The 21746-nt window shown below is 75.5% G+C and carries 19 protein-coding genes; 12 read left to right on the forward strand and 7 right to left on the reverse strand.

What is annotated here, in order from left to right:
• Nucleotides 1-114 precede the first annotated feature (114 nt).
• The 3 genes from KSE_RS09605 to KSE_RS09615 all read left to right on the forward strand — a co-directional run bounded on the left by KSE_RS09605 (nucleotide 115) and on the right by KSE_RS09615 (nucleotide 3031).
• The gene (locus KSE_RS09605) at nucleotides 115-894 is read left to right on the forward strand and encodes a hypothetical protein (protein ID WP_051055154.1); all 780 of its coding nucleotides are present in this window, start codon (nucleotides 115-117) and stop codon (nucleotides 892-894) included.
• Nucleotides 895-988: 94 nt separating this feature from the next.
• The gene (locus tag KSE_RS09610) at nucleotides 989-1861 is read left to right on the forward strand and encodes a (2Fe-2S)-binding protein (protein WP_014135099.1); all 873 of its coding nucleotides are present in this window, start codon (nucleotides 989-991) and stop codon (nucleotides 1859-1861) included.
• A 153-nt stretch (nucleotides 1862-2014) separates the two neighbouring features.
• Nucleotides 2015-3031, forward strand: coding sequence for a DUF2637 domain-containing protein (locus KSE_RS09615; protein WP_014135100.1), 1017 nt, complete (start codon nucleotides 2015-2017; stop codon nucleotides 3029-3031).
• Between the two features lie 21 nt (nucleotides 3032-3052).
• On the opposite strand, the gene KSE_RS09620 is transcribed toward KSE_RS09615, so the two are convergent.
• Both KSE_RS09620 and KSE_RS09625 read right to left on the reverse strand, forming a co-directional pair.
• Nucleotides 3053-5383 carry a SpoIIE family protein phosphatase gene (locus KSE_RS09620; RefSeq protein ID WP_014135101.1) on the reverse strand — a complete coding sequence of 777 codons (2331 nt, stop codon included), beginning with the start codon at nucleotides 5381-5383 and terminating at the stop codon, nucleotides 3053-3055.
• Nucleotides 5384-5666: 283 nt separating this feature from the next.
• Nucleotides 5667-6173 (reverse strand): ATP-binding protein, encoded by a 507-nt coding sequence (locus tag KSE_RS09625; protein WP_014135102.1) that lies wholly within the window; start codon nucleotides 6171-6173, stop codon nucleotides 5667-5669.
• 308 nt (nucleotides 6174-6481) lie between these two features.
• Here KSE_RS09625 and ureA point away from each other — a divergent pair, with 308 nt between their 5' ends.
• From ureA to KSE_RS09640, 3 genes are read left to right on the forward strand one after another with little or no spacing between them, the layout of a single operon-like run.
• A complete protein-coding gene (ureA, locus tag KSE_RS09630) occupies nucleotides 6482-7201 on the forward strand; it encodes an urease subunit gamma (RefSeq protein ID WP_014135103.1) in 720 nt (239 codons plus the stop codon).
• A 37-nt stretch (nucleotides 7202-7238) separates the two neighbouring features.
• Entirely contained in the window at nucleotides 7239-8960 is a 1722-nt protein-coding gene (locus tag KSE_RS09635) for an urease subunit alpha (RefSeq protein WP_014135104.1), read from the forward strand.
• A 30-nt stretch (nucleotides 8961-8990) separates the two neighbouring features.
• Nucleotides 8991-10037, forward strand: a complete 1047-nt coding sequence (locus tag KSE_RS09640) for an agmatine deiminase family protein (protein ID WP_014135105.1) — start codon at nucleotides 8991-8993, stop codon at nucleotides 10035-10037.
• 85 nt (nucleotides 10038-10122) lie between these two features.
• Here KSE_RS09640 and KSE_RS45745 read toward each other — a convergent pair whose 3' ends face one another.
• The 3 genes from KSE_RS45745 to KSE_RS09655 all read right to left on the reverse strand — a co-directional run bounded on the left by KSE_RS45745 (nucleotide 10123) and on the right by KSE_RS09655 (nucleotide 14027).
• Nucleotides 10123-13428: an SdrD B-like domain-containing protein gene (locus KSE_RS45745; RefSeq protein WP_014135106.1), complete on the reverse strand. Its 3306-nt coding sequence runs from the start codon at nucleotides 13426-13428 to the stop codon at nucleotides 10123-10125.
• 120 nt (nucleotides 13429-13548) lie between these two features.
• Complete coding sequence (locus KSE_RS09650) at nucleotides 13549-13794, reverse strand: hypothetical protein (RefSeq protein ID WP_014135107.1); 246 nt, start codon at nucleotides 13792-13794, stop codon at nucleotides 13549-13551.
• Complete coding sequence (locus KSE_RS09655) at nucleotides 13791-14027, reverse strand: hypothetical protein (RefSeq protein ID WP_014135108.1); 237 nt, start codon at nucleotides 14025-14027, stop codon at nucleotides 13791-13793. Before KSE_RS09655 ends, KSE_RS09650 begins: the two co-directional genes overlap by 4 nt.
• A 135-nt stretch (nucleotides 14028-14162) precedes the next feature.
• Between KSE_RS09655 and KSE_RS09660 the strand changes: the two genes are divergently transcribed.
• Together KSE_RS09660 and KSE_RS09665 are read left to right on the forward strand one after the other, a co-directional pair.
• Complete coding sequence (locus KSE_RS09660; protein WP_231873152.1) at nucleotides 14163-14882, forward strand: GntR family transcriptional regulator; 720 nt, start codon at nucleotides 14163-14165, stop codon at nucleotides 14880-14882.
• Between the two features lie 83 nt (nucleotides 14883-14965).
• Entirely contained in the window at nucleotides 14966-15568 is a 603-nt protein-coding gene (locus tag KSE_RS09665) for a TetR/AcrR family transcriptional regulator (protein WP_014135110.1), read from the forward strand.
• 19 nt (nucleotides 15569-15587) lie between these two features.
• On the opposite strand, the gene KSE_RS45750 is transcribed toward KSE_RS09665, so the two are convergent.
• Nucleotides 15588-17102 carry a protein phosphatase 2C domain-containing protein gene (locus KSE_RS45750; RefSeq protein WP_014135111.1) on the reverse strand — a complete coding sequence of 505 codons (1515 nt, stop codon included), beginning with the start codon at nucleotides 17100-17102 and terminating at the stop codon, nucleotides 15588-15590.
• 301 nt (nucleotides 17103-17403) lie between these two features.
• Here KSE_RS45750 and KSE_RS09675 point away from each other — a divergent pair, with 301 nt between their 5' ends.
• From KSE_RS09675 to KSE_RS09685, 3 genes are all read left to right on the forward strand, one after another.
• Nucleotides 17404-17892 carry a hypothetical protein gene (locus KSE_RS09675; protein ID WP_014135112.1) on the forward strand — a complete coding sequence of 163 codons (489 nt, stop codon included), beginning with the start codon at nucleotides 17404-17406 and terminating at the stop codon, nucleotides 17890-17892.
• Between the two features lie 112 nt (nucleotides 17893-18004).
• Complete coding sequence (locus tag KSE_RS09680) at nucleotides 18005-18736, forward strand: DUF3105 domain-containing protein (RefSeq protein ID WP_014135113.1); 732 nt, start codon at nucleotides 18005-18007, stop codon at nucleotides 18734-18736.
• Complete coding sequence (locus tag KSE_RS09685) at nucleotides 18733-19455, forward strand: DUF305 domain-containing protein (RefSeq protein WP_014135114.1); 723 nt, start codon at nucleotides 18733-18735, stop codon at nucleotides 19453-19455. The genes KSE_RS09680 and KSE_RS09685 overlap by 4 nt, the downstream gene beginning before the upstream one ends.
• A gap of 116 nt (nucleotides 19456-19571) precedes the next feature.
• Here KSE_RS09685 and KSE_RS09690 read toward each other — a convergent pair whose 3' ends face one another.
• Nucleotides 19572-21023, reverse strand: coding sequence for an MFS transporter (locus KSE_RS09690; RefSeq protein ID WP_014135115.1), 1452 nt, complete (start codon nucleotides 21021-21023; stop codon nucleotides 19572-19574).
• Between the two features lie 167 nt (nucleotides 21024-21190).
• On the opposite strand from KSE_RS09690, the gene KSE_RS09695 reads away from it, so the two are divergent.
• Nucleotides 21191-21697 (forward strand): MarR family winged helix-turn-helix transcriptional regulator, encoded by a 507-nt coding sequence (locus KSE_RS09695; protein WP_014135116.1) that lies wholly within the window; start codon nucleotides 21191-21193, stop codon nucleotides 21695-21697.
• The last annotated feature ends 49 nt before the right edge of the window (nucleotides 21698-21746 follow it).

The raw sequence follows: 21746 nt of genomic DNA on the forward strand, positions 1-21746 counted from the left end.
AAGCTCCCGCGCGTGTTGAATTGCCGCCACGGCGCGGGCCCTTGGGCCGGCGGGTCGTTGCATGGCGCGCACAAGGAGGTGGCGTTGTCGGTGCACGGGACTGCCCCGGGGGGCATGGCGGACGTCGTCTGGCGGCTGCGTTCGCGCGGCTGCTGGCAGGAGGCGGCGGACCTGCTCCGCCCGCAGGCCGGCCGGGACCCGGCGGCGGCGCTCCAGCGCGCCGAGCTGCTGATCGAGCAGTGTCTGTTCACCGCCGACCACTGGGAGCGCGCGGAGGACGCGCTGCGGCAGGCGGAGGCGTCGGTCGCGGGCATCGAGGCGCGTGCGGCGGCGTCCTGTGCGCGGGGGTTCCTGGCGTACGTGGCGAGCGTGCTGGGCCGGCGCGACCGGCTGGACGAGGCGCAGGCCGCGCTGGGGCGGACGTCCGCGCTGCTGGCGCCGGGGACGCCGGGCCGGCCGCTGCTGGACTTCCGGCGCGGGCTGGTCGCCGAGAACCTGCTGCACGATCCGGTGGCGGCGCACAGCGCGTACGCCCGGGCGCACGAGGGGGCCCGCGAGCGGGGGGACGAGCTGCTGCGCTCCTCGACCTGGCGCCACCTGGCGGGCCTGGCCTGGGCGGCGGGCGACCGGGAGCGGGCCCGGGAGGGGTTCGCGGTCTCGCTGCGGCTGCGCGAGGAGCTGGGTTTCACGGTGGGGGTGGCGCCGGCGCTGGCCTCGCTGGCGGAGGTGTCGGAGCCGGCCGAGGCGGAGCGGCTGCGCGCGGAGGCGTCCCGGCTGGTGCAGGCGCTCGGCGGGGTGCCGGTGTGGTTGGCGCGACAGCTGGCGCAGATCCCGGCGCAGCCCAGCCCCCCGGACGGCGGTGCACGGCGCGACCTGCGGCGCGGCATCAGCTAAGGTGAGCCTTACCTGCCCGGCGCGAGCGGCTGTCCGGGCGGGTCCACCTCGCCGTGCCCGGGCCCGCCCCCGGGAGCACCACCCGGGAGCCCGCGTGACCACCCACCAGGTCGAGCAGTCCCCCTCGTCCGTCGGGGCGCCGCCCTGCCTGAGCAGCTGGCTGCGCCTCGGCCGGGCCTTCCCCGACCTGCGGATCCACCACGCCGCCCCGCGCACCGGCCCCGGCTGGACCACCGCCGCCGCGCTCGCCGGGGACCGGGCCGCCCTGGACGCGATGATCGCCTTCGACGAGCGGCTCGGCCTCGACCTGTACGGCACCCCGTCCCGGCCGGACGTCACCGCCGGGTTCAGCCTGCACCGCTACGCCTGGCCGGTCGCGCTCGCCTTCACGCTGCCCTGGCTGCTGGAGCGCCGCGTCCCGCTGCTGCCGGTCGACCGGGTCTCGATCAACCGCACCACCGGCGAACTGACCGCCCGCCCGGCCGGCTTCCACTGCCTGCCCGACGACCCGGCGGCCGGCCGCCCCGACGCCCTGGTCGTCCCGGACCGCCCGGCGCTCGACGCCGCCCTGCGCACCGCGCTCGCCGAGCACTTCACGCCCCTGCTGGCCGCCTTCCGCCCCGCGGTGCGCCGCGGCCCGCGCACGCTGTGGGCGCTGGTCACGGACGACGTGGTGGACGGCCTCTGGTACGCGGCGGGCCTGCTCGGCGAGGAGCCCCGCGCGGTGGCCGAGCTGACCGCCCTGCTGACCGGCGACGCGGCGGCGGCCCCGTTCGTCGGTACCCCGGGCTTCCGCGAGCCGGACGCGTCCGACAGCGAAGCCCCGACTCCGACGCCGACCCAGGCTCCGACCGAGGCTCCGACCCAGGCTGCGATCCCGGCCCGGACCCGGACCCGGGTCAGCTGCTGCCTGTACTACACCGTCCGCCCGGCCGAACTCTGCGTCAGCTGCCCCCGTGCCAAATAGATCTGACGCACTAATCGGTCTGACAATATTTTCCACGCCGCCCGAAATTCCCCCCTAACGGGGTAATGGCCCCGATCCCGCCTTGATCACCGAATTTCTCCGCCATGATGGTCCCCGCCATCACGACAGCGGAAAGCGAGGCTGGAGCAGGTCATGAGACTCTCGGACATACCGCTGGGCTGGGCCGTCGCCGGTACGGCCGTCCTGCTGGCCGTCATCGCCCTGCTGGCCTTCGCCCGCAGCCGCACCGGCACGGCCGGCTCCGCCGAGGGCGGTCCGGACTCCGCCTGGGAGCGCGCCCAGGAGCGCCGCCGCCGCACCGAGTCGCTCTACGGGGGCGCCTCCTACCTGCTGCTCTTCTGCTGCGCCGCGGTCGCCGCCGCGCTCTCCTTCCACGGCCTGGTCGGTTTCGGGGTGCAGAACCTCGGCCTCTCCGGCGGCTGGGAGTACCTCGTGCCGTTCGGTCTCGACGGCGCGGCGATGTTCTGCTCCGTCCTCGCCGTCCGCGAGGCCAGCCACGGCGACGCGGCGCTCGGCTCGCGCCTGCTGGTCTGGCTGTTCGCCGCCGCGTCCGCCTGGTTCAACTGGGTGCACGCCCCGCGCGGGCTCGGGCACGACGGCGCGCCGCAGTTCTTCGCCGGAATGTCGCTCTCGGCGGCCGTGCTGTTCGACCGCGCACTGAAGCAGACCCGGGTCGCCGCCCTCCGCGAGCAGGGCCTCGTCCCGCGCCCGCTGCCGCAGATCCGGGTGGTCCGCTGGCTGCGCGCGCCGCGCGAGACGTACGCGGCGTGGTCGCTGATGCTGCTGGAGGGCGTCCGCACGCTGGACGAGGCGGTCGAGGAGGTCCGCGACGACAAGCGGACCGCCGCCGAGAACCGCGAGCGCCGCCGGATGGCCTCCCGCCGGGAACGCGCCGAGATCCGGGCGATCGGCCGCCAGCCCGGCAGCGGCTGGCGCCACCGCGCCGCCCGCCAGCTCGAACCCGCCCCCGCCCCCGCCGCCGTCCCGGCCGCCCCGACGGAGCCCGCCATAGCCGCCCCCACCGGCCTCCCGGCGACCCCCGCCGCCCACCGCAGCATCGACCTCACCCCCGACGAGGACACCGTGACGCTGCCCCGGCTCGACTCCCTGGAGCAGAAGCTCAAGGACCTGGAGCAGCAGTTCGGCTAGCCCCGAGGTCACTGTCAGCCGTCAGCCGCTGAGCTCGAACCACATCCGCTTGCCGGTCCCCCGCGGTTCGACGCCCCAGGTGTCGGCGAGCGCCTCGACGAGCATCAGCCCGCGCCCGGAGGACGCCTGTTCGCCCGGGGTGCGGCGGGTCGGCCAGAGGTCGGACTCGTCCTCGACCTCGACCCGGAGCCGGGCCCGCCCCTGCTCCGGGCCCCGGCCGTTCCCCGGCCGCTCGCCGTTGCCCGGCCGCTCGCCGTGCTCCTGCTGCCGACCGTGCTCCTGGTAGAGGCGGGCGGTGAACATCGCGTCGCGGTCGGTGTGCCGGATCGCGTTGGTGACGAGTTCGGAGGAGAGCAGTTCGGCGGTGTCGATGAGTTCGGGCACGCCCCAGCGGCGCAGCGCGTCCCGGAGTTCGCCGCGGAGTTCGGCGATCCGGGCGAGGTCGGCCTGGCCGATCCGGCGCCGGAGCTGCTGGGCGGCGCGGCCGCCGGCGGGGCCGTCCCAGCGGAGCAGCAGCAGGGCGATGTCGTCCTCGCGTTCGCCGCTGTCGGCGGCCTGGGTGGTGATCCGGTCGGCGAGTTCCTCCAGCGGTTCGCGGGGTGACTCGTCGATGCCGGGGAGTTCGCCGGAGACGGTGGCGCAGAGCCGGGCGAAGCCGGTGTCGAGGTCCATGCCGCGGGCTTCGACCAGGCCGTCGGTGCAGAGGACGACGGTCTCGCCGGGGTCGAGGCTGAACCGGGTGACCCGGTACTCCTCGTCGGGGTCGACGCCCAGCGGCAGGCCGCCGGAGACCGGGACGGGGTGCGCGGTGCCGTCGGCACGGCGCACCACGGGGTCGAGGTGGCCGGCCCGGACGGCGTAGACGACGCCGTAGTCGACGTTGACCTCGGCGTAGGTGCAGGTGGCGAAGTGGTCGGTGTCGAGGTCGGCGAGGAAGCGGGAGGCGCGGGCCATCACGGCGGCGGGCGGGTGGCCCTCGGCGGCGTAGGCGCGCAGCGCGATCCGGAGCTGGCCCATGATGCCGGCGGCGTGCACGTCGTGGCCCTGGACGTCGCCGATGACCAGGCCGACGTGGCCGCCGGGCAGCGGGACGACGTCGTACCAGTCGCCGCCGATCTGCAGGCCGGAGCCGGCCGCGAGGTAGCGGACGGCGGTGCTGACGCCGGGGACGGCGGGGACGGTGCGGGGCAGCATGACGCGCTGGAGGCCGGCCGCGAGTTCGTGTTCGGCGTCGTGCAGGCGGGCCCGGGCGAGGGACTGCGCGACGAGGCCGCCGAGGGTGGAGAGCAGGGTGCGCTCGTCGGTGTCGAGTTCGCGGGCGTCGTCGAAGGAGACCACGCAGATGCCGGTGGGGCGGCCGCTGGCGACCAGCGGGAGGAACGCCCAGGAGGAGCGGCCGCTGTCCTCGGCCCAGTCCCAGGCTTCGGGGTAGCGGTCGCGGTACTCCTCGCGGCTGGAGACGAAGATCGGGGCGCGCTGCCGGATCGCCTCGGCGGCGGGGTGGGTGGGGGCGAGCGGGATCCGGTCGAACTGGTCGCTGAGCGCGCTGTGGTAGCCGCTGGAGCCGAGCAGCGCGATCCGGCCGGCCTCCAGCGAGGCCAGCGCGAGGCCGTCGGGGCCGAGGCCGGGCAGCGGGAGTTCGGTGAAGACCCGGGCGACGTCCCGGACGGTGACGGCCTCGGAGAGCGCGCGGGCGGCCTCCTTGATGAACCGGGAACGCTCCTCGCGGAGCACGGCCTGTTCGTCGGCGCGCTCGCGCTTGTGCAGTTCGACGGTGGCGTCCCAGACGAAGCCGACCATCCGGGAGGGGCGGCCGAACGCGTCGGCGAGCACCCGGCCGCGGAAGCGCACGGCGTGCAGTTCGCCGTTCGGGAAGACCGTCCGGTAGTAGGCGCCGCACTGGCCGAGCTCGGCGACGGCGCGCTCGACCCGGCGGCGCACCACGGGGGCGTCCTCGGGGTGCAGCAGGGCGAGGAATGCGGCGGAGGTGCGGTCGAAGGGCTGGCCGGTGAGGCCGAGGATCGCGCAGGCGCGCTGGTCGCCGACCAGGATGTCGCGGCGGACGTCCCAGTCGAACGAGCCGATGCCGTTGGCGGCCATCGCGGGTTCCAGCCACTCGGGGCTGGAGTCGCCGCTCCGGGTGGACAGGCCGCGGCCGGCCGGCGCGGGCACGGTCCGCCCGCCGGTGCCGCCGGTCGTCCCGCCCGCCGGGCCGCCGTTCGACCCGCCGTTCAACCCGCCGGCGGGCGTGCCGACGGCGGCGCGCAGCGGGTTCGCGGTGGTCTCGTTCCTGGCGGCCTGGGCGGGCGGGGTACGGCGGGCGGGCCCAGGCGCCTCGGGCTCTGTGGCCATGCTTCTCCTGCCGGTGCCTTGCCGGGCGGCCGCTGGGGTTTCCGTGTCCCCTGCTGGGCCGGCCGGACCGCGATGGTTGCGTGTGCCTACTGGCACACATTCTCACTACCCTCTCGTATGTTCGGCAAGGCGGCAATGCCGGGGGGCCGAACGGTACGGATCGCACACGATCACGTCCGGCATATTCATCCCGCGCGCCACACCCGTCCGGACCCGGAATTACCGGTTCGGACGGCGGCGGAGCCGGTTCGGGCGCGGGACCGGTTCGGGCGGCGGAGCCGGTTCAGGCGGCGGCCAGTTCGAACCAGGTGGTCTTCCCGTCGGCCCGCAGCTGGACGCCCCAGTCGTCGGCGAGCGCCTCGACCAGGAACAGCCCGCGCCCCGAGGTGGCGGTGTCCGAGGCGGGGCGGCGGCTGGGCGCCTGGGCGGCGCCGTCCTGCACCTCGACCCGCAGCCGGGACTGCTCGGTCAGCACGGCGTCGAAGACGGCGCCGCGGCCGGTGTGCACCAGCGCGTTGGTGACCAGCTCGGACGCGAGCAGCTCGGCGGTGTCGGCGAGCTCGGCCGGGACGCCCCAGTGGTCGAGCGCCGCCCGGAGCCGCCGGCGGACGGCGCCGACCGCCGGGAGGTCCGCCGCGTCCAGCGAGGCGTGCACCCGGCGGTGCAGCGCGCAGCCGGGTTGGTGCTCCGCCGGCTGGTGCCCCGGCGCCCGGTGGGCCGGCCCCCGGTACTCGGCGTCCTCCCGCCACGTGGCCGACCGCTGCCGCGGAAACCTCGCCTGACCGTCCATCAACCTCTGCTGCCCCCGCGGTAGTCCCAAGGCGGCCGCCCCTCGTCCCCCGCCGGGCCGGCTGCCGCTTCTCGCTCTCCTCTTGCCCACTCAGCTCACGCAAAACCCTCCGGAAACCTTCCGGAACGCCTCCGGACCTGCCGGGGCGGCGGGCGGCGGCCGGCCGGCCCGTCCGCCCGCGGCTCCGCTTCCGCCTCCCCGGGCCCGCCTCCCGGTCCTGCGTCCGGGGTGTCGGCGGTGCTAGGTTTGAACGGCGTTCTAACATCTGTACCGACCTTCCCTCCGCGACCCCCGCAAAGCGAGGCACCGTGCGACTGACCCCCACCGAACGGGACCGGCTGCTGATCTTCACCGCGGCCGAACTGGCCCGCGCCCGCCGGGCGCGGGGCGTGCGGTTGAACGTGCCCGAGGCGACCGCGCTGATCGCCGACACGGTCTGCGAGGCGGCCCGCGACGGCCGCCGGCTGGCCGAGGCGATCGAGGCCGGCCGCACCGTGCTGAGCGCGGCGGACGTGCTGCCGGGCGTCGCGGACGTGGTGACCGTGGTGCAGGTCGAGGCGGTGTTCGAGGACGGGACGCGGCTCGCCGTGGTCACCGACCCGTTCCGCGGCGCGGGCTCGCTGGGCGAGGACGCCCCGGGCGCGGCGCTGCCGGGCCCGGGCGCGGGGTACGACCCGGTGGAGGAGACGGTGCTGCTGCCGGTGCGCAACACCGCCTCGGTGCCGATCTCGGTGACCTCGCACTTCCACTTCTTCGAGGCGAACCCGCGACTGGCCTTCGACCGGGCCGCCGCGTACGGCACCCACCTCGCGGTGCCGGCCGGCTCCTCGGTGCGGTTCGACCCGGGCGCGACGGTCGAGGTCGGCCTGGTGCCGATCGGCGGCGCCCGGGTGGCGATCGGGTTCGCGGGGCTGGTGGACGGCCCGCTGGACGCGCCGGGCGCGAAGGACGCGGCGCTGGCGAAGGCCCGGGCGACCGGCTACCTGACCGAGTACCCCGCCGGCGACGACGCCGAGCCGACCCCGTGACCGCCGCCGCCCCCTCGACCCCCCGGAAGGACCCCGCATGAGCGCCATCACCCCGCACGACTACATCTCGGTGCACGGCCCGCGCGCGGGCGACCGGGTCCGGCTCGGCGACTCCGGCCTGATCGTCCGGGTCGAGTCGGACTCGCAGGCCCCGGGCGACGAGTTCCTGGCCGGGTTCGGCAAGACGGCGCGGGACGGGCTGCACCTGAAGCCCGCCGCCGTCCGGGAGACCTGCGACGTGGTGGTCTCCAACGTGCTGGTGATCGACGCGGTGCTGGGCGTCCGGAAGACCTCGATCGGCATCCGGGCGGGCCGGATCGCGGCGATCGGCCGGGCCGGCAACCCGGACACCCTGGACGGGGTGGAGGTGGTGGTCGGCACCGGCACCACCATCGTCTCCGGCGAGGGCCTGATCGCCACCGCGGGCGCGATCGACACCCACGTGCACCTGCTCTCGCCGCGGATCATGGAGGCGTCGCTGGCCTCCGGGGTGACCACGATCATCGGCCAGGAGTTCGGCCCGGTCTGGGGCGTCGGCGTCAACTCGCCCTGGGCGCTGCGGCACGCGTTCAACGCCTTCGACGCCTGGCCGGTCAACATCGGCTTCCTGGGCCGCGGTTCGTCCTCCGACCCGGCGCCGCTGGTGGAGGCGCTGGCCGAGGGCGGCGCGTCCGGCTTCAAGGTGCACGAGGACATGGGCGCGCACACCCGGGCGCTGGACACGGCGCTGCGGGTCGCCGAGCAGTACGACGTCCAAGTGGCCCTGCACACCGACGGGTTGAACGAGTGCCTGTCAGTCGAGGACACCCTCTCCGTCCTCGACGGCCGCACCATCCACGCCTTCCACATCGAGGGCTGCGGCGGCGGCCACGTCCCGAACGTGCTGAAGATGGCGGGCGTCGAGAACGTCATCGGCTCCTCCACCAACCCGACCCTGCCGTTCGGCCGGGACGCGCTGGGCGAGCACTACGACATGATCGTCTCCGCCCACGACCTCAAGCCCGACCTGCCGGGCGACGCGGCGATGGCCCGCGACCGGATCCGGGCCGGGACGATGGGCGCCGAGGACGTGCTGCACGACCTGGGCGTCATCGGCATCACCTCCTCCGACGCCCAGGGCATGGGCCGGGCCGGCGAGACGGTGCGCCGCACCTTCGCGATGGCCGGCAAGATGAAGGCCGAACTCGGCCCGCTGGACGGCACCGGCTCGTACGGGACGGCCGAGGGCGGCGACGACAACGAGCGGGTGCTGCGCTACATCGCCAAGCTGACCATCAACCCGGCCATCGCGCACGGCCTTTCGCACGAGGTCGGCTCGATCGAGGTCGGCAAGCTGGCCGACCTGGTGCTCTGGCGCCCGGACCACTTCGGCGCCAAGCCGCAGCTGGTCCTGAAGGCCGGCTTCCCGGCGTACGGCGTGGTCGGCGACCCGAACGCCTCCACCGACCGGTGCGAACCCCTGGTGTTGGGGCCGCAGTTCGGCGCGCACGGGGCCACTGCCGCGGACCTGTCGGTGGCGTTCGTCGCCCAGGCGGCCGCCGACTCCGCCTACTTGGACGTCGCCGGTGACCAACTGCCCACCCGCAGGCGCCGGGTGGGCGTGCGCGGGACGCGCGGCATCGGGCCGCGGTCGATGCTGCGCAACGGCCGGGTCGGCAAGGTCGACGTCTCCGCGACCGGGCTGGTCTCGCTGGACGGCGAGCCGCTGCGCTCGGCGCCCGCCGACTCGGTCGCGCTCAGCCGCCTCTACTTCCTCTGAACTCCCCTCCCCCGCATAGGACTCGAACCCATGAGCAGCTCCCCCACCCCCGCCGCGCTCGGCTTCCGGATGCCCGCCGAGTGGCACCCGCACGAGCGCACCTGGATGGCCTTCCCCACCGCCAACCCGACCTTCGACGGCGCCGAGCAGCTGGACGCGGCCCGCCGCGCCTGGGCCGGGGTCGCCAACACCCTGGTCCGGTACGAGCCGGTCACCGTGGTGGTCAACACCGGTGAGTCCGAGGACGCCCGGCGTTACCTGGCCGCCGGGGTGGAGACCGTCGAGCGGCCGCTGAACGACGCCTGGATGCGCGACATCGGCCCGTCCTTCCTGGTCGACGACCAGGGCGAAGTGGCCGCCGCCGACTGGGTGTTCAACGGCTGGGGCGCGCAGTCCTGGGCCCGCTGGGACAAGGACCAGGACATCGCCGAGCACGTCACCGAGCTGACCGGCGTGCGGCGCTTCGCCTCCCGGCTGATCAACGAGGGCGGCGGCATCCACGTCGACGGCGAGGGCACCGTCCTGGTCACCGACACCGTGCAGCTCGGCGAGGGCCGCAACGCCGACTGGACCCGCGAGCAGGTCGAGGCCGAGCTGCACGCCCACCTGGGCACCAGCAAGGCGGTCTGGCTGCCGCGCGGACTCACCCGCGACTACGACGAGTTCGGCACCCGCGGTCACATCGACATCGTCGCCTCGTTCGTCCGCCCGGGCACCGTGCTGGTGCACTCCCAGTCCGACCCGGCCCACCCCGACCACGCCGTCTGCCAGGAGCTCGCCGAGATCCTGCGCGGCGCCACCGACGCCCGCGGCCGCACCCTGGAGGTCATCGAACTCCCGGCCCCCACCGTCCTGTTCGACGAGGACGGCGAGCCGGTCGACTACTCGTACATCAACCACTACGTGGCCAACGGCGTGGTCGTGCTGTGCGCGTTCGACGACCCTCGCGACGAGCAGGCCAAGGCGGTCCTGGAGCGGGTCTACCCGGGCCGCGTGGTCGAACTGGTCGACGCCCGCGAGATCTTCGCGAACGGGGGAGGCGTCCACTGCATCACCCAGCAGCAGCCGCGCCCCTGAGCGCGCCGGCCCCGGTGACGGCCGCGGGCCGGAACTCCCCCGTCGTGGAGGGGAGTTCCGGCCCGCGGCCGTCACGCGTGACCGGTCAGTGGCGGCGTCCGGAGCGGCGCTTGGCCAGCACGGTCAGCAGTACACCGCCGACCGTGAGCACCCCGGCCAGCAGGCCCAGCGCACTGCCGGGCACGTCGGAACCGGTGTGCGGGAGGCTGCCGCCGCTCTCGCTCGGCGAGGGGACGGGCGGGAGCGGGGACGCCGTGCCGCCCGAGGAGCCGGCGCTCGGGCTGGGGCTCGGGCTGGGCGAGGGCGCCGGCGAGATCGAACCCGACGGGCTGGACGAGGGCGACGGCGAGGGCGACGGGCTCGGCGAGGTCGAGCCGGACGGGCTGGGCGACGGGCTGGGCGACGGGCTGGGGCTCGGCTCGGGCTCCGGGGGCAGCAGGCCCAGGTCGAGGTCGAGGTAGCGCTGCCCGCCGGCCAGCGGGACGGTCTGGGTCAGGCCGGTGACCGGGTCGCCGTCGGAGTCGATCGCCGGGTCGCCGCCGACGTGCCGGGCGGTGACCGTGTGGTCCTTCGGCAGCGTCGCCAGGTCGAAGCGGACGGCGTACGAGCCGTCGGGCAGCCGGTCGAACAGGTAGTGGCCACTCGCGTCGGTGGTGGCGGTGACCGGGGTGCCGTTCAGGTCGCGGACCGGTTCGCCGGCCGCGTCGAGCAGCGCCACGCCCACCCCGGCCACCCCGGGCTCGCCGGGCTGCTGGAGGCCGTCGCGGTTGTCGTCGCGCCAGACCAGGTCGCCGAGCGCGTTGTCCGACGGCGCGGTCTGCCGGACGGCGACGCCGACCTTGGCGGGCTCGGCCGGGAGCAGCCGGCTGCCGGTGTTGTCGGTGGCGGTGTAGCCGAAGGAGTTCCAGGCGTACGCGGCGTCGGGCGCGTCGTAGGGGGCGGTCATGGGCCACTCCAGGGTGAAGGAGGCGCCGGGGTCGAGGGTGCCGGGGCGGCTGATCCGGAACCAGGCGGCGTTGCCGGGGCCGGGGAAGGTGGTGCTCCAGACCGCGTTCGGGTCGCAGCCGGGGTCCTCGGCGGGCGGCAGCAGGGCGTCCACGCAGGGCTGCCTGGTGGTGGTGTACTCGATCACGACACTGGGGTCGCTGCTGGTCAGCGGCGTCCGCAGAGCGGGCGCCCAGGCGCTGCCGCGGGGGGCTTCGGGGTGCAGCACGTAGCCGTCGCCGGGGGTGGGCAGCCGGTCGTAGGAGAGGAACGCGGTGACCGGGTCGGGCGAGTCGTTGCGGACGGTCATCCGGTAGGAGAGCCGGCCGCCGGGGGTGGTGGTGCCCATGCTGCCGTAGTCGGCGTCGAGGTCGCCCTTGACCTCCTTGTAGGAGCGCAGCACGCTCGGCACCTGCACCTCGACCTGCGAGGTGGCGTGGCACATGGTCTCGGTGCGGTCGCCGTCGCCGTTCAGGTCGAGCAGGTCGGGGACGCCGCTGTCGGCGCCGTTGTAGAAGCAGCTGACCGGCAGGGTGGGCCGGTCGGCGGTGACGAAGACCTCGTTGGTGAGGGTCCCGGAGCGGACGCTGCCGGCGACCTGGACGTCGAACCGCACCCGGTAGGCGAGTTGGTCGTGCAGGTAGGTCATGTCGGGCGCGCCGGCCGGCCAGGTCAGTTTGAGGATCTGCCGGCCGTCGGCGCCGGGGACCACCTCGACGGACTGCGGGAGCTTGGCGTCCGGGTAGCCGGGGGTGGTGCGCAGCGAGCCGTCGACGTAGACCAGGCCGGCCGGGAGGACGTCGTACAGCACCAGCGGGCGGTCCAGGGCGCGGCCGGTGCGGTTGTAGGGGATCACCTCGAAGGTGGCGGTGCCGCCGGCCGAGGTGACGGCGCCCGCGGTGGTGGTCTTGGCGGCGCCGAGGTTGGTGGCGGGGGTGACGGTGGTGTCGGCGCAGCCGGTGGCGGCGGCGGTGGTGGTGCCGTCGGTGGTGGTGTTGGTGACGCAGTTGGTCAGCGGGGCGGGGGCGGGGCGGCCGTCGTGGCCGGTGGCGAGGACCTGGGTGACGACCTGGACGCTGCCGCCGGGGGACCAGCCGGTGGGCAGGTCGCCGTTCCAGGTGAACCGGAGGCCGTCGAGCCAGCGTCCGGCGGGGATGCCGAGGACGTCGGCGGCGGGGTCGCCGGCGCCCTCGGCGAAGGTGACCCGGCGGTCGGTGGCGCCGTCGAAGGGGGTGCCGGGGGTGAAGGTCAGCCAGGTCGGGTCGCCGTTGAGCCGGTACTGGAAGGCCATCGTGATGCCGGCCGGGTTCCACGGCTGGAACTGGAGGGACTGCGGGTAGAGCCAGTCGTAGAGGTCGGCGGTGGTGCCGGTGCCGGGGTCGGTCATGGTGAGGCTGGTGGCGGGCGCGGCGGTGTTGGTGGTGAAGAGGCTGAAGCCGTTGAGGTCGCCGGAGACCGAGGAGGCGGCCCAGCTCTTGCTGGCGGTGACCTGGACGTCGGTGATCGGCGGCTGGAACTGGCTGGTGGTGGCCTGCGCGCTGGACAGGCTCTGCTCGGGGTCGGTGCCGAGCGGGTCGCCGAGCAGTTCGACGTTGTTGGTGGAGGTGGTGCCGGTGGGGAAGTCCGCCTCCGGGTAGTAGACGACGAGCACGCCGGGGGTGCGGCAGCCGGCCTGGCCGTTGCCGGAGCGGAACTCCCCGATGTCGTAGCCCCAGGTGTTCGGCCCGGGCGCGACCTGGCTCCAGCCGGGCGAGCGGCCGGTGTCGACGACCGCCCCGGCGGGCAGCGTGTCGAACAGCCGGCTGCTGTCCAGGTCGACGTTGACGCCGTCGGTGGAGCAGGCGCTGAACTGGTAGGTGACGGTGCGGCCGTCCGCGCTGGCGGTCTGCACGCCCTTGGTGGTCTGGTACGTCGGGGCGACCTGGGCGGTGACGGTGGCGGTGCCGGTCTGCGGGCTCTCGCCGTCGACCGTCAGCTGCGCCGTGTTGGTGGCGGAAGTGCCGTTGCCGGTGGTCCAGTTGGGGAAGCGCAGGGTGACCCGGACGGCGGCGGTGGTGCCCGGGCTGAGGCTCTGCAGCTTGATGTCCAGGCTGCCGCCCGTCGCGCCGGCCGCGGGGACGGTCGAGCCGGCCACGTCGACGGTGCTCGGGTCGGGCACCCAGGAGACGAACTCCATGCTCGCGGGCAGCTGTTCGGTGATCCGGCCGTTCAGGCACTCGGTGACCGAGCACGAGTACTGCAGGGTGTAGGTGACGTTCTCCCCCGGCGCGACGGTGCTCTTGTCGGCGGTCTTGGTGAACGACACGGCGGCCTGGGCCGAGGGGGCCACCACGCCGCTGCCGAACAGCGAGGCGGCCAGTACCGTCAGGACGGAGGCGATCCGTCCGGCCCGTTGGGGAGTACGCATAGCGCGCAGTTCATCGGACCGCAGGCACCGAACCGGGGGCGGCGCGAACCGATCTGCGCACTTTTCACCCGTCCGGCGCAGCGTTTTCCGGCCGTCCGGCTGACGGCCGGTCACCCGGACTCAGTACCAGCGCTCCTCCTCCTCGCGGTGGCGCTCGCGTCGGCGGCGTTCGGCCATCGCGGCGACGGTGCCGGTCAGGAAGGCGTCCCAGCAGTCCCGTTCCAGGGTGGCGGCCCGGTCGGTGCCGGCTGTACAGCGCGGGCACTCCCGGCAGGGGCGGTAGCGGTAGTCGGGGCTGCCCGGCGGTGGCCCGGCCTGCGCGGGGCCGCCCGGCGGCGGCCCGGCCTGCGACTGGTCGGCGGTCACGACTCCTCCTCGATCTGGGCCCAGATGACGGTCTGCCCGTCCGCGGTGACGGACCCCCAGCGGTCGGCGGTGCGCAGGGCCCGGAGCAGTTCGCTCCAGGTCGGGATGTCGTCGGGCGGGCAGGGGATGGTGATCCTGGTGCTGCCGGGGGCGGACCGCACGTCGGCCCGTACGCCGGTGGCCCGTTCGATCGCCGTCCGCAGGTCGGACGCGCGCGTGCTGATCTGCACCACTCCCCCAGGGTACGCATAGGGCTATGCTCTACACGTAGAGTAGTGCCACGAGGGATACTGTGTCACCGATTGGCCGGACCGCACACCCCTCGGAGGACGTCGATGACCGCCAGCGGGCCCTCCGCTTACCTTCAGGTGGCCGAGCAGATCCGCGAGCGGATCGCCGCCGGCGAGTACCCGCCGGGCAGTCAACTCCCGTCCCTGGCCGAGCTGCGGGCCCAGTACGGCTTCTCGCACGGCGTCGGCCAGTCCGCGTACCGGCTGCTGGAGCAGGAGGGCGTGGTGCTCGCCAAGCAGGGCCGCGGCTACTTCGTCCGGGTGGAGGAACCGCGCCGCGTGCTGGTCCGCCGGGGCGACGGCAAGACCGGCCCGGACACCGAGGGCCTCGCCGAACAGGGCGCCGCCGCGACCTGGCAGAGCCACTCCACCACCGAGGCCGCGACCGGCGAACTCGCCGAACGCCTCGGCGTCGAACCCGGCAGCCCGGTCATGCACACCTCGTACCTCTACCTGGTCGACGGCGACCCCGGCTACCTCGCCGAGTCCTGGGAGCCGATGTCCGTCACCGGCCACCACCTGGTGGTGCTGCCCGAGGCCGGCCCGTACACCGGGATCGGGATCCCCGCGCGGATGGCCCTGATCGGCATCGAGGTCGGCGACCCCGTCGAGGAGGTCACCGCCCGCGCCCTCACCCGCGCCGAGGCCCAGACCCTCGGCCTGCTCCCCGGCGCGCCCGCCCTCGCCGTCCGCCGCACCCACTACGACCGGGCCACCGGCCGGCCCGTCGAGACCGCCGACCTCGTCCTGCCCGGCGAGCTCTGGGCCACCCGGTACGGGCGCCGCCCCGGCGACTGAACCGGGGCCGCCCGCGCCGCCCGCGCCGACGCCGTGGGGGAGACTGGGCTCCGAACCGCACCACCCCCGAGGAGCACCCACCCATGGCGCAGCCCCGCCCCCGCCGCCCGGCGCGCCCCCGCGAAGAGGTCTACGCCGCCGCCCGCGCCGCGATCGCCGAACACGGCCTCGCCCGGCTCACCATGGCCGGCCTCGGCGAACAGCTCGGCATGAGCGCCGGACACCTCCTCTACTACTTCGGCAGCAAGGACCAGCTCCTGCTGGAGACCCTCCGCTGGAGCGAGGCCCAGCTCGGCGAGCGCCGCGGCCGCGAGCTCGCCCGGCCCGGGGCGCCCGTCCTCGAACGGCTCGACCGCTACCTGGAGCTGTACCTCCCGGAGGGGCCCGGCGACCCGCGCTGGATCCTCTGGATCGAGGTCTGGAGCCGCTCCCCCGGCACCGCCGAACTCCGCCAGGGCCAGCTCGACATCGAAGCCCCCTGGCAGGACGACCTCACCGCCCTCCTCACCGAGGGCCGCACCGCCGGCCTGCTCCCCGCCGCCGGCACCACCCCCGCCCGCGCCACCCAGCTCCGCGCCCTGCTCGACGGCCTCGCCATCCCGCTCGCCATCGGCCTCCCGCACGCCACCCGCCCCGCCGCCCTCGCCCAGGCCCGCGAGGCGGCGCACGCCCTGCTGGGGATCTGACGGCCGCGCCGGGGCCGCCCTACTCCGTCCAGACCGCCGCCGCGGTCCGGTCGTCCGCGTAGCCCTTGGCGCGGACGTGGATCTGGCGCAGGAAGTCGACGGTGCCCGGCGGGTGCGGGTGCGCCCAGTGGTTGGAGAGGAAGTGCGCGACGGCGGGCTCCTCGGCGATCGGCTCGGCCAGGCCCGGGGTGCACAGCAGCAGGATGTCGCCGGAGGTGGCCGGGACGAGGCGGAAGCGGAACGGCCGGGGCGCCGGCATCGCGGCCGGGGGCAGCGGGGGCTGCCCGTCGGGGTGGTGCAGCAGGCGCGCGGCGTACGCGTCGATCCAGTGGCCCGAGCGCAGCAGGTACAGGCCGCCCGGGCCGGTGCCGAACGCGGCGCGGTGGGTCGCGGCCGGGTCGGCGGACATCAGCAGGCAGTGCAGCGACGCGGTCTCCTCCGGCGGCAGCCCGGCCGGCGTCCCGTCGGCGCCCCCGGCGGCCTCCTCGGCGGCGCTGCGCAGGTGCGCCGCGGCCTGCAGGGCGATCCGCTGGAGGCCGTAGCGCAGCCGGTCACGGGCGCCGGCCCGCAGGTCGGCGGCGAGTTCGGCCCGGCTGCGGCCGATCGCGGCGGCGAGCTGCCGGGACGCCTCGGCGGCCGCGGCCGACCCCCAGCCGGCGTTGGCCCGGCGGGCGGGCGCGGCCAGCACCGTCAGCACCAGCGCCTCCTCGCCCTCGCCGAACCGGACGGTGAGCAGGCTGTCGGTGCGCGGCTCACCCCGGTAGCGGGCGGAGTCGCCGCGGATCGACACCGCCCGCAGCGTGGTGCCCGCGAACTGGGCGCCGTCGATCGCGGTGTCCGGCACCACCGCGCCCAACCCGGCCGGATCGGCGGCGGCCAGGCTGGTCGGCTCGGGCGCGTACGTCGGCGGCCGCTCCCCCACGTGCGGCACGGCGGGCACCTGCGGACGCCCCGTCCACGGCGCGGCCCGCTCCGGCTGCCGGGCCGCCGGTGCGGGCGCGGGCGGGGGCTCCGGTGCGGGAGCGGGTGCGGGCTCCGGTGCGGGAGCGGGCTCCGGCTCCGGCTCCGGTACGGGCTTCAGCATCGACACCGGTTCGGGCTCGGGCGCCGCCAGCGGTACGTCCGCCAGCGTCGGTGTCGGCTCCGGCACCGGCTCCGGCTCGGGCTCCGGCGCGGCCGCCGGTGCCGCCGCCGTGATCTCGGTCTCGTCCGGCAGGTCCGGCCAGGCCGCCTCGGCCCAGCTGCGCGGCGACGAGCCGAGCGACGCCTCCGCCTCGTGCACCGGCTCGTCCGCCGGCTCGTCCGCCGGCTCGTCCGGGGCCGCCGGCGCCTCCGCCGGGGGCGGGGTCTCGTCGGTGGTGGGCCGGCGTTGCGGGGCGATGAGTCCGGCGGCGGTGGTGAACCAGTCGTCGACGGTGCCGGTGTCGGTGTGCGCGGCCGGGGTGTCGGGGAGGGTGCCGGCGGGGCCCGCGTAGACGGTGTGCCACCAGGTGTCGTCGGGACGGGGCTGCCTGGCTGCGCCCTGCTCGTTCAACTGACCGCTCCTGATCCGTGAGGGGGCCGGACGTCTGGTCATTCTTCCGAAGGACGAGGACGCTGTCCGGGATTCGGGACATCGCGCGGACGGCCGGGGAGGTGTTCCGGCCACCGGGACGCCCGGGCGGGGCGGAGCGGGTGCGGGCGGGCGCCAACAGGGCCTTCGGGGACGGGGTCGAGAGGCGTTCGGCCGGAAAATGAGAGTCCGATGGGGGCATCGCTTCACCCGATCGGCTGATTAATATGTGCGCATGACCGCGCCAGGATCTCGTACTCGCCCCGGAGGGCCCGCTCACGCGGTGCTCCGCCCGGTGGCGGTGCTGTGGTCCCTGCTGCTGGCCGCGCTGCTCGCGCTGCTGCCGTGCGCCGCGAGCGCGCGGACGCTGAGCGGTGCCCCGGCGTCCGGCCCGGAGGCGCACGGCGTGTCCGCGCGTCCGGTCGCGAAGCCGGCCGAGGGGCCGTCCGCCCGGGCCGCCACCGCCGGGGAGCGCGCGGACGCGGCGCAGCACCCGGCGGCCCAGCACCCGGCCGCGGCCTCGGACGCGCCCGGCGCGGGGTTCATCCTGTGCGTCGCGGAGGGTCCGGGCCAGGTGCCCGGGCACGGCTGCTCCAGCCACCCCTTCTGCGGCCCGGAGTCGCACCTGCCGAACGCGCCTCCGCAGCCCGGCACGGCCGTCCGTCCGCTGCTGGTCGCCCCGCCGGCGCCGGCCGCTGCCGCGGCCTGCGGCACCCCGACGGGGTCGCACCACGCCCCCGACCTGCACGTCCTGCAGGTTCACCGGTCCTGAGCGGAACCCACCGCCGACCGACGCCCCGCCGCGCGGGGAGGTCGGCGGCTCCGCTGCCCCCACCCCACCGCAGACCGCCGTGCCGAGCACGGCGGGGACAAGGAAGACACCCATGGGTTCCGCCTCGAAGCAGTCCAACCCGACCGGCAAGCAGCCGAAGCCGGGCAGCAAGTCCGCCCAGCAGGCCGACCGCCGGGCCCGGATCGCCGAGCTGCGCGCCGTCGAGCAGCGCCGCGAGCGCCGCAACAAGATCCTCACCATCGGCATCTCGTCCGCCCTGGTGCTCGCCATGATCGGCGGCGGCACCTGGCTGGCACTGGACGCCAAGGACAAGAACGACAAGAAGGCCGCCGCCGCCAAGGTCGCCGCCGACGCCGCGCAGAAGGCCAAGGACGACGCCGCGAAGGCCGACATCCCGGGCCTGCAGACCTTCGGCAAGCTCACCCAGAACCACGTCAAGACGGACGTGAAGTACCCGCAGACCCCGCCGGTCGGCGGTGACCACGACCCGGTCTGGCAGACCTGCATGAGCAACGTCTACGACAAGCCGGTCCGGAACGAGAACGCCGTCCACTCGCTGGAGCACGGCGCGGTCTGGGTCACCTACAACGGCAAGGCCACCCCCGAGGACATCAAGACCCTCGGTGACAAGGTCAAGGCCACCCCGTACACCCTGATGAGCCCGTACCCGGACGAGCAGGGCACCATCACGCTGACCGCGTGGAGCAACCAGCTGGTGGTGGACTCGGCCAGCGACCCGCGGGTGGAGACCTTCCTCGCCAAGTTCGTCCAGGGCCCGCAGACGCTCGAACAGGGCGCGAGCTGCAGCTCGGGGCAGATGTGACCGCGGCCCCCGCCGACGGCGGCGGGCAGGACGCGCACGAGGAGTCCACGGAGCACGGGGCGTCCCCGGCCGCCCCGCGCGGGCGGCGGCGGTTCTGGTGGCCCGCCGCGCTGGCCGCCGTGGTCGCGCTCGGGCTCGCCGTGCCCGCGCTGGTCTCCGGCAGCACCCCGGCGTCCGGCAGCCCGACCGCCGCCGCCCCGGCCGCGCCGGTCACCGGCTCGGCGGAGGCCGGATTCGCCCGCGACATGGCCACCCACCACCAGCAGGCCATCGACATGTCCTTCCTCGTCCGGGACCGCACCCAGAACGAGGAGGTGCGCGGCCTCGCGTTCGACATCATCAACACCCAGGCCAACCAGCGCGGCATGCTGATGGGCTTCCTCGACCAGTGGGGCCTGTCGCAGAACACCACCGCCAAGCCGATGACCTGGATGAACCACCCGTACGAGGCGCACGACGGCGCGCTGATGCCCGGCATGGCGACCAACACCGAGCTGGACAGGCTCCGTTCGCTCAGCGGCCAGGACGCCGAGGTGTACTACCTGCAGCTGATGATCACGCACCACAAGGCGGGCGCCGAGATGGCCCAGGCGTACGTGGACGCGGGGACCAACGCCCCGGAGAAGCGGCTCGCCCAGGGCATGGTCGACGCGCAGCACTCCGAGATCCAGCTGATGACGGACATGCTCGCCGAACGCGGCGCGCGGCCGGCTCCCTGAGCCGGGGCCGTCGGCCCGTCGCATCGCAGCACGGCACGTCGCGCCGGAGGGCGCCGTCCGGGAGTCTCCTCCCGGGGCGGCGCCCTCCGGCGTTCCCGGCCCGGTCCAGTCCCGGTTCAGTCCCGGCAGAGCCGGGCGGCCAGCAGCGCGACCGCCGCGAGCAGCAGCGGGACGGCCCGGCCGCCCGCCGCCGGGCCGGCCTGGTGGACGGCGAGCACCGGCAGGGCGGTGCCGAACGCGGTGCCCAGGCTGCGCACCATGTTGACCAGTCCGCCGCCGACGGCCGAGCTCTGCGCGGGTATCGCCCGCATCACCAGGGCGTTGTTGGCGGGCAGCAGCAGGCCCAGGCCGTAGCCGGTGAGCAGCAGCGGCGCGGCGGTCGTCCACGGGCCGGGGGCGGGCAGCAGGGCCAGGGCGAGCAGTCCGGCGGCGGCGGTGAGGGCGCCGCAGCGGCAGCGGGCGGCGTCGCTCCAGCGGCGCGGCAGCAGGGCGCCGCCGGCCGTGGCGGCGAGGGCGAACGCGGCGGGCAGCGCGGTGATCGCGGCGCCCGCGGCGGTGGCGCCGGCGCCCCCGCCGACCAGGACGACGGGCTCCAGCACCAGCGGGCAGAACAGCAGCAGGTAGCCGATCAGCGCGACCAGCAGGCCGGCCCGGATGCCGGGGGTGTTGACCAGGCCCGGTGGGATGATCGGACGGTCCGCCCGGCGCTCCTGCCGGACCAGGCCGAGCGTCCCGGCGGCGGCCGCGGCCGACAGGACGGCGACCGCCCAGCCGGGCAGCGGCAGGCCGGAGGCGGCGGAGAGCGCGAGCAGCAGCGCGGTGGAGGAGCCGCCCAGCAGCAGCAGGCCGGCCAGGTCGAACCGGCCCTCGCGCTGCTCCGTACGCCGCTCCGGGTGCCGCTCCGGGCGGGCGGGGCGGCGGCCGTCGGGGAAGGTCCGGGGCAGCAGGAACCAGCCGGCCAGCAGGCCCAGCACGCCGATCGGCACGTTGACCCAGAACGCCCAGCGCCAGGAGGCGTGCGCGACCAGCAGGCCGCCGAGGGTCGGGCCGAGCGCCAGGCCGAGCGCCTGGGCGGCGGCCTGCACGCCGAGCGCGGTGCGCATCGCCCGCTCGGGCACGCCGCGGGCGACCAGGGCGACGCTGTTGGCCTGCATCATCGCGCCGCCGACGGCCTGCACGGCCCGGCAGCCGATCAGCACGCCGAGGTTCCCGGCCAGTCCGGCGCCGAGCGAGGCGGCGGCGAACACCACGAATCCGCCCAGGTACACGGTCTTGCGGCCGACCAGGTCGGACAGCCGCCCGACCGGGGCGAGCAGCGCGACCAGCACCAGCAGGTACGCCAGCGAGACCCACTCGACGGCGGCGAACGGGGCGGCGAAGTGGCCTTCGAGCGCGGGGAACACCAACGAGGTGACGCTGGCGGTGAGTTGGCCGAGGAAGGCGCCCAGGCAGACGGTGCCGACGGCCAGCCAGTGCGCGTGCGGCCAGCGGGCGACGGCGCGGGGGCGGGGGCGTTCGGCGAGTTGCAGGGAGTCGAGCAGGCGGGCGGCGACCGCGGATTCAGCCATGCGCAGAACATATCTGTTAACGACATAATCGTTCAAGGAGCATTTCGGCCCCCGAGCAGCCCCTCCCCGCCCCCGCCCACACCGCCCTCGGACCAGCGGGGCGTTCCGGCCGGTGGACGGACGGACTCCCGGCAGCCCGCCGATCGCCGGGCGCTACGCTGTCCGGCATGTCCTCGCAGCCCCAGCCCGTCCCGCACCCGTCCGACCCTGCGGACACGGCCGACGACGCACTCGCCGGGGCCCAGCAGCTCACCGACGTGATCACCCGGCTGCGCCGGGCGCTGCGGAGCTCGATCCGCTCCGAATTCCCCTGGGAGGCACTGCCGATGGCCCAGGTCGAACTGCTCCAGACCCTCGCACCCGCCCCCCTGCGGGTCGGCGAACTGGCCACCCGCCAGCGCCTCGCCCCCAACACCGTCAGCGGCCTGATCTCCAAGCTCCTGGACGCCGGCCTGGTCGACCGCCAACCCGACCCCGGCGACCGCCGCACCGCCCGGATCGCCCTCACCGAAGCCGGCCACCAACAGCTCCGGGACTGGCAGAACGCCCACGAACGCCGCCTCGCCACCGCCCTCGAAACCCTCACCCCGACCGACCGCGCCGCCGTCATGCTGGCCCTCCCGGGCCTCGACCGCCTCGCCCACTCCCTGGCCGGCACCGACCTGCTCCGCTGAGGCGCCCCGCCCGCGCCCCGCCGCTCCCGCACCGCAGGGATGGCGGGGC

The sequence above is a fragment of the Kitasatospora setae KM-6054 genome (assembly GCF_000269985.1).
GTDB classification, from domain to species: domain Bacteria; phylum Actinomycetota; class Actinomycetes; order Streptomycetales; family Streptomycetaceae; genus Kitasatospora; species Kitasatospora setae.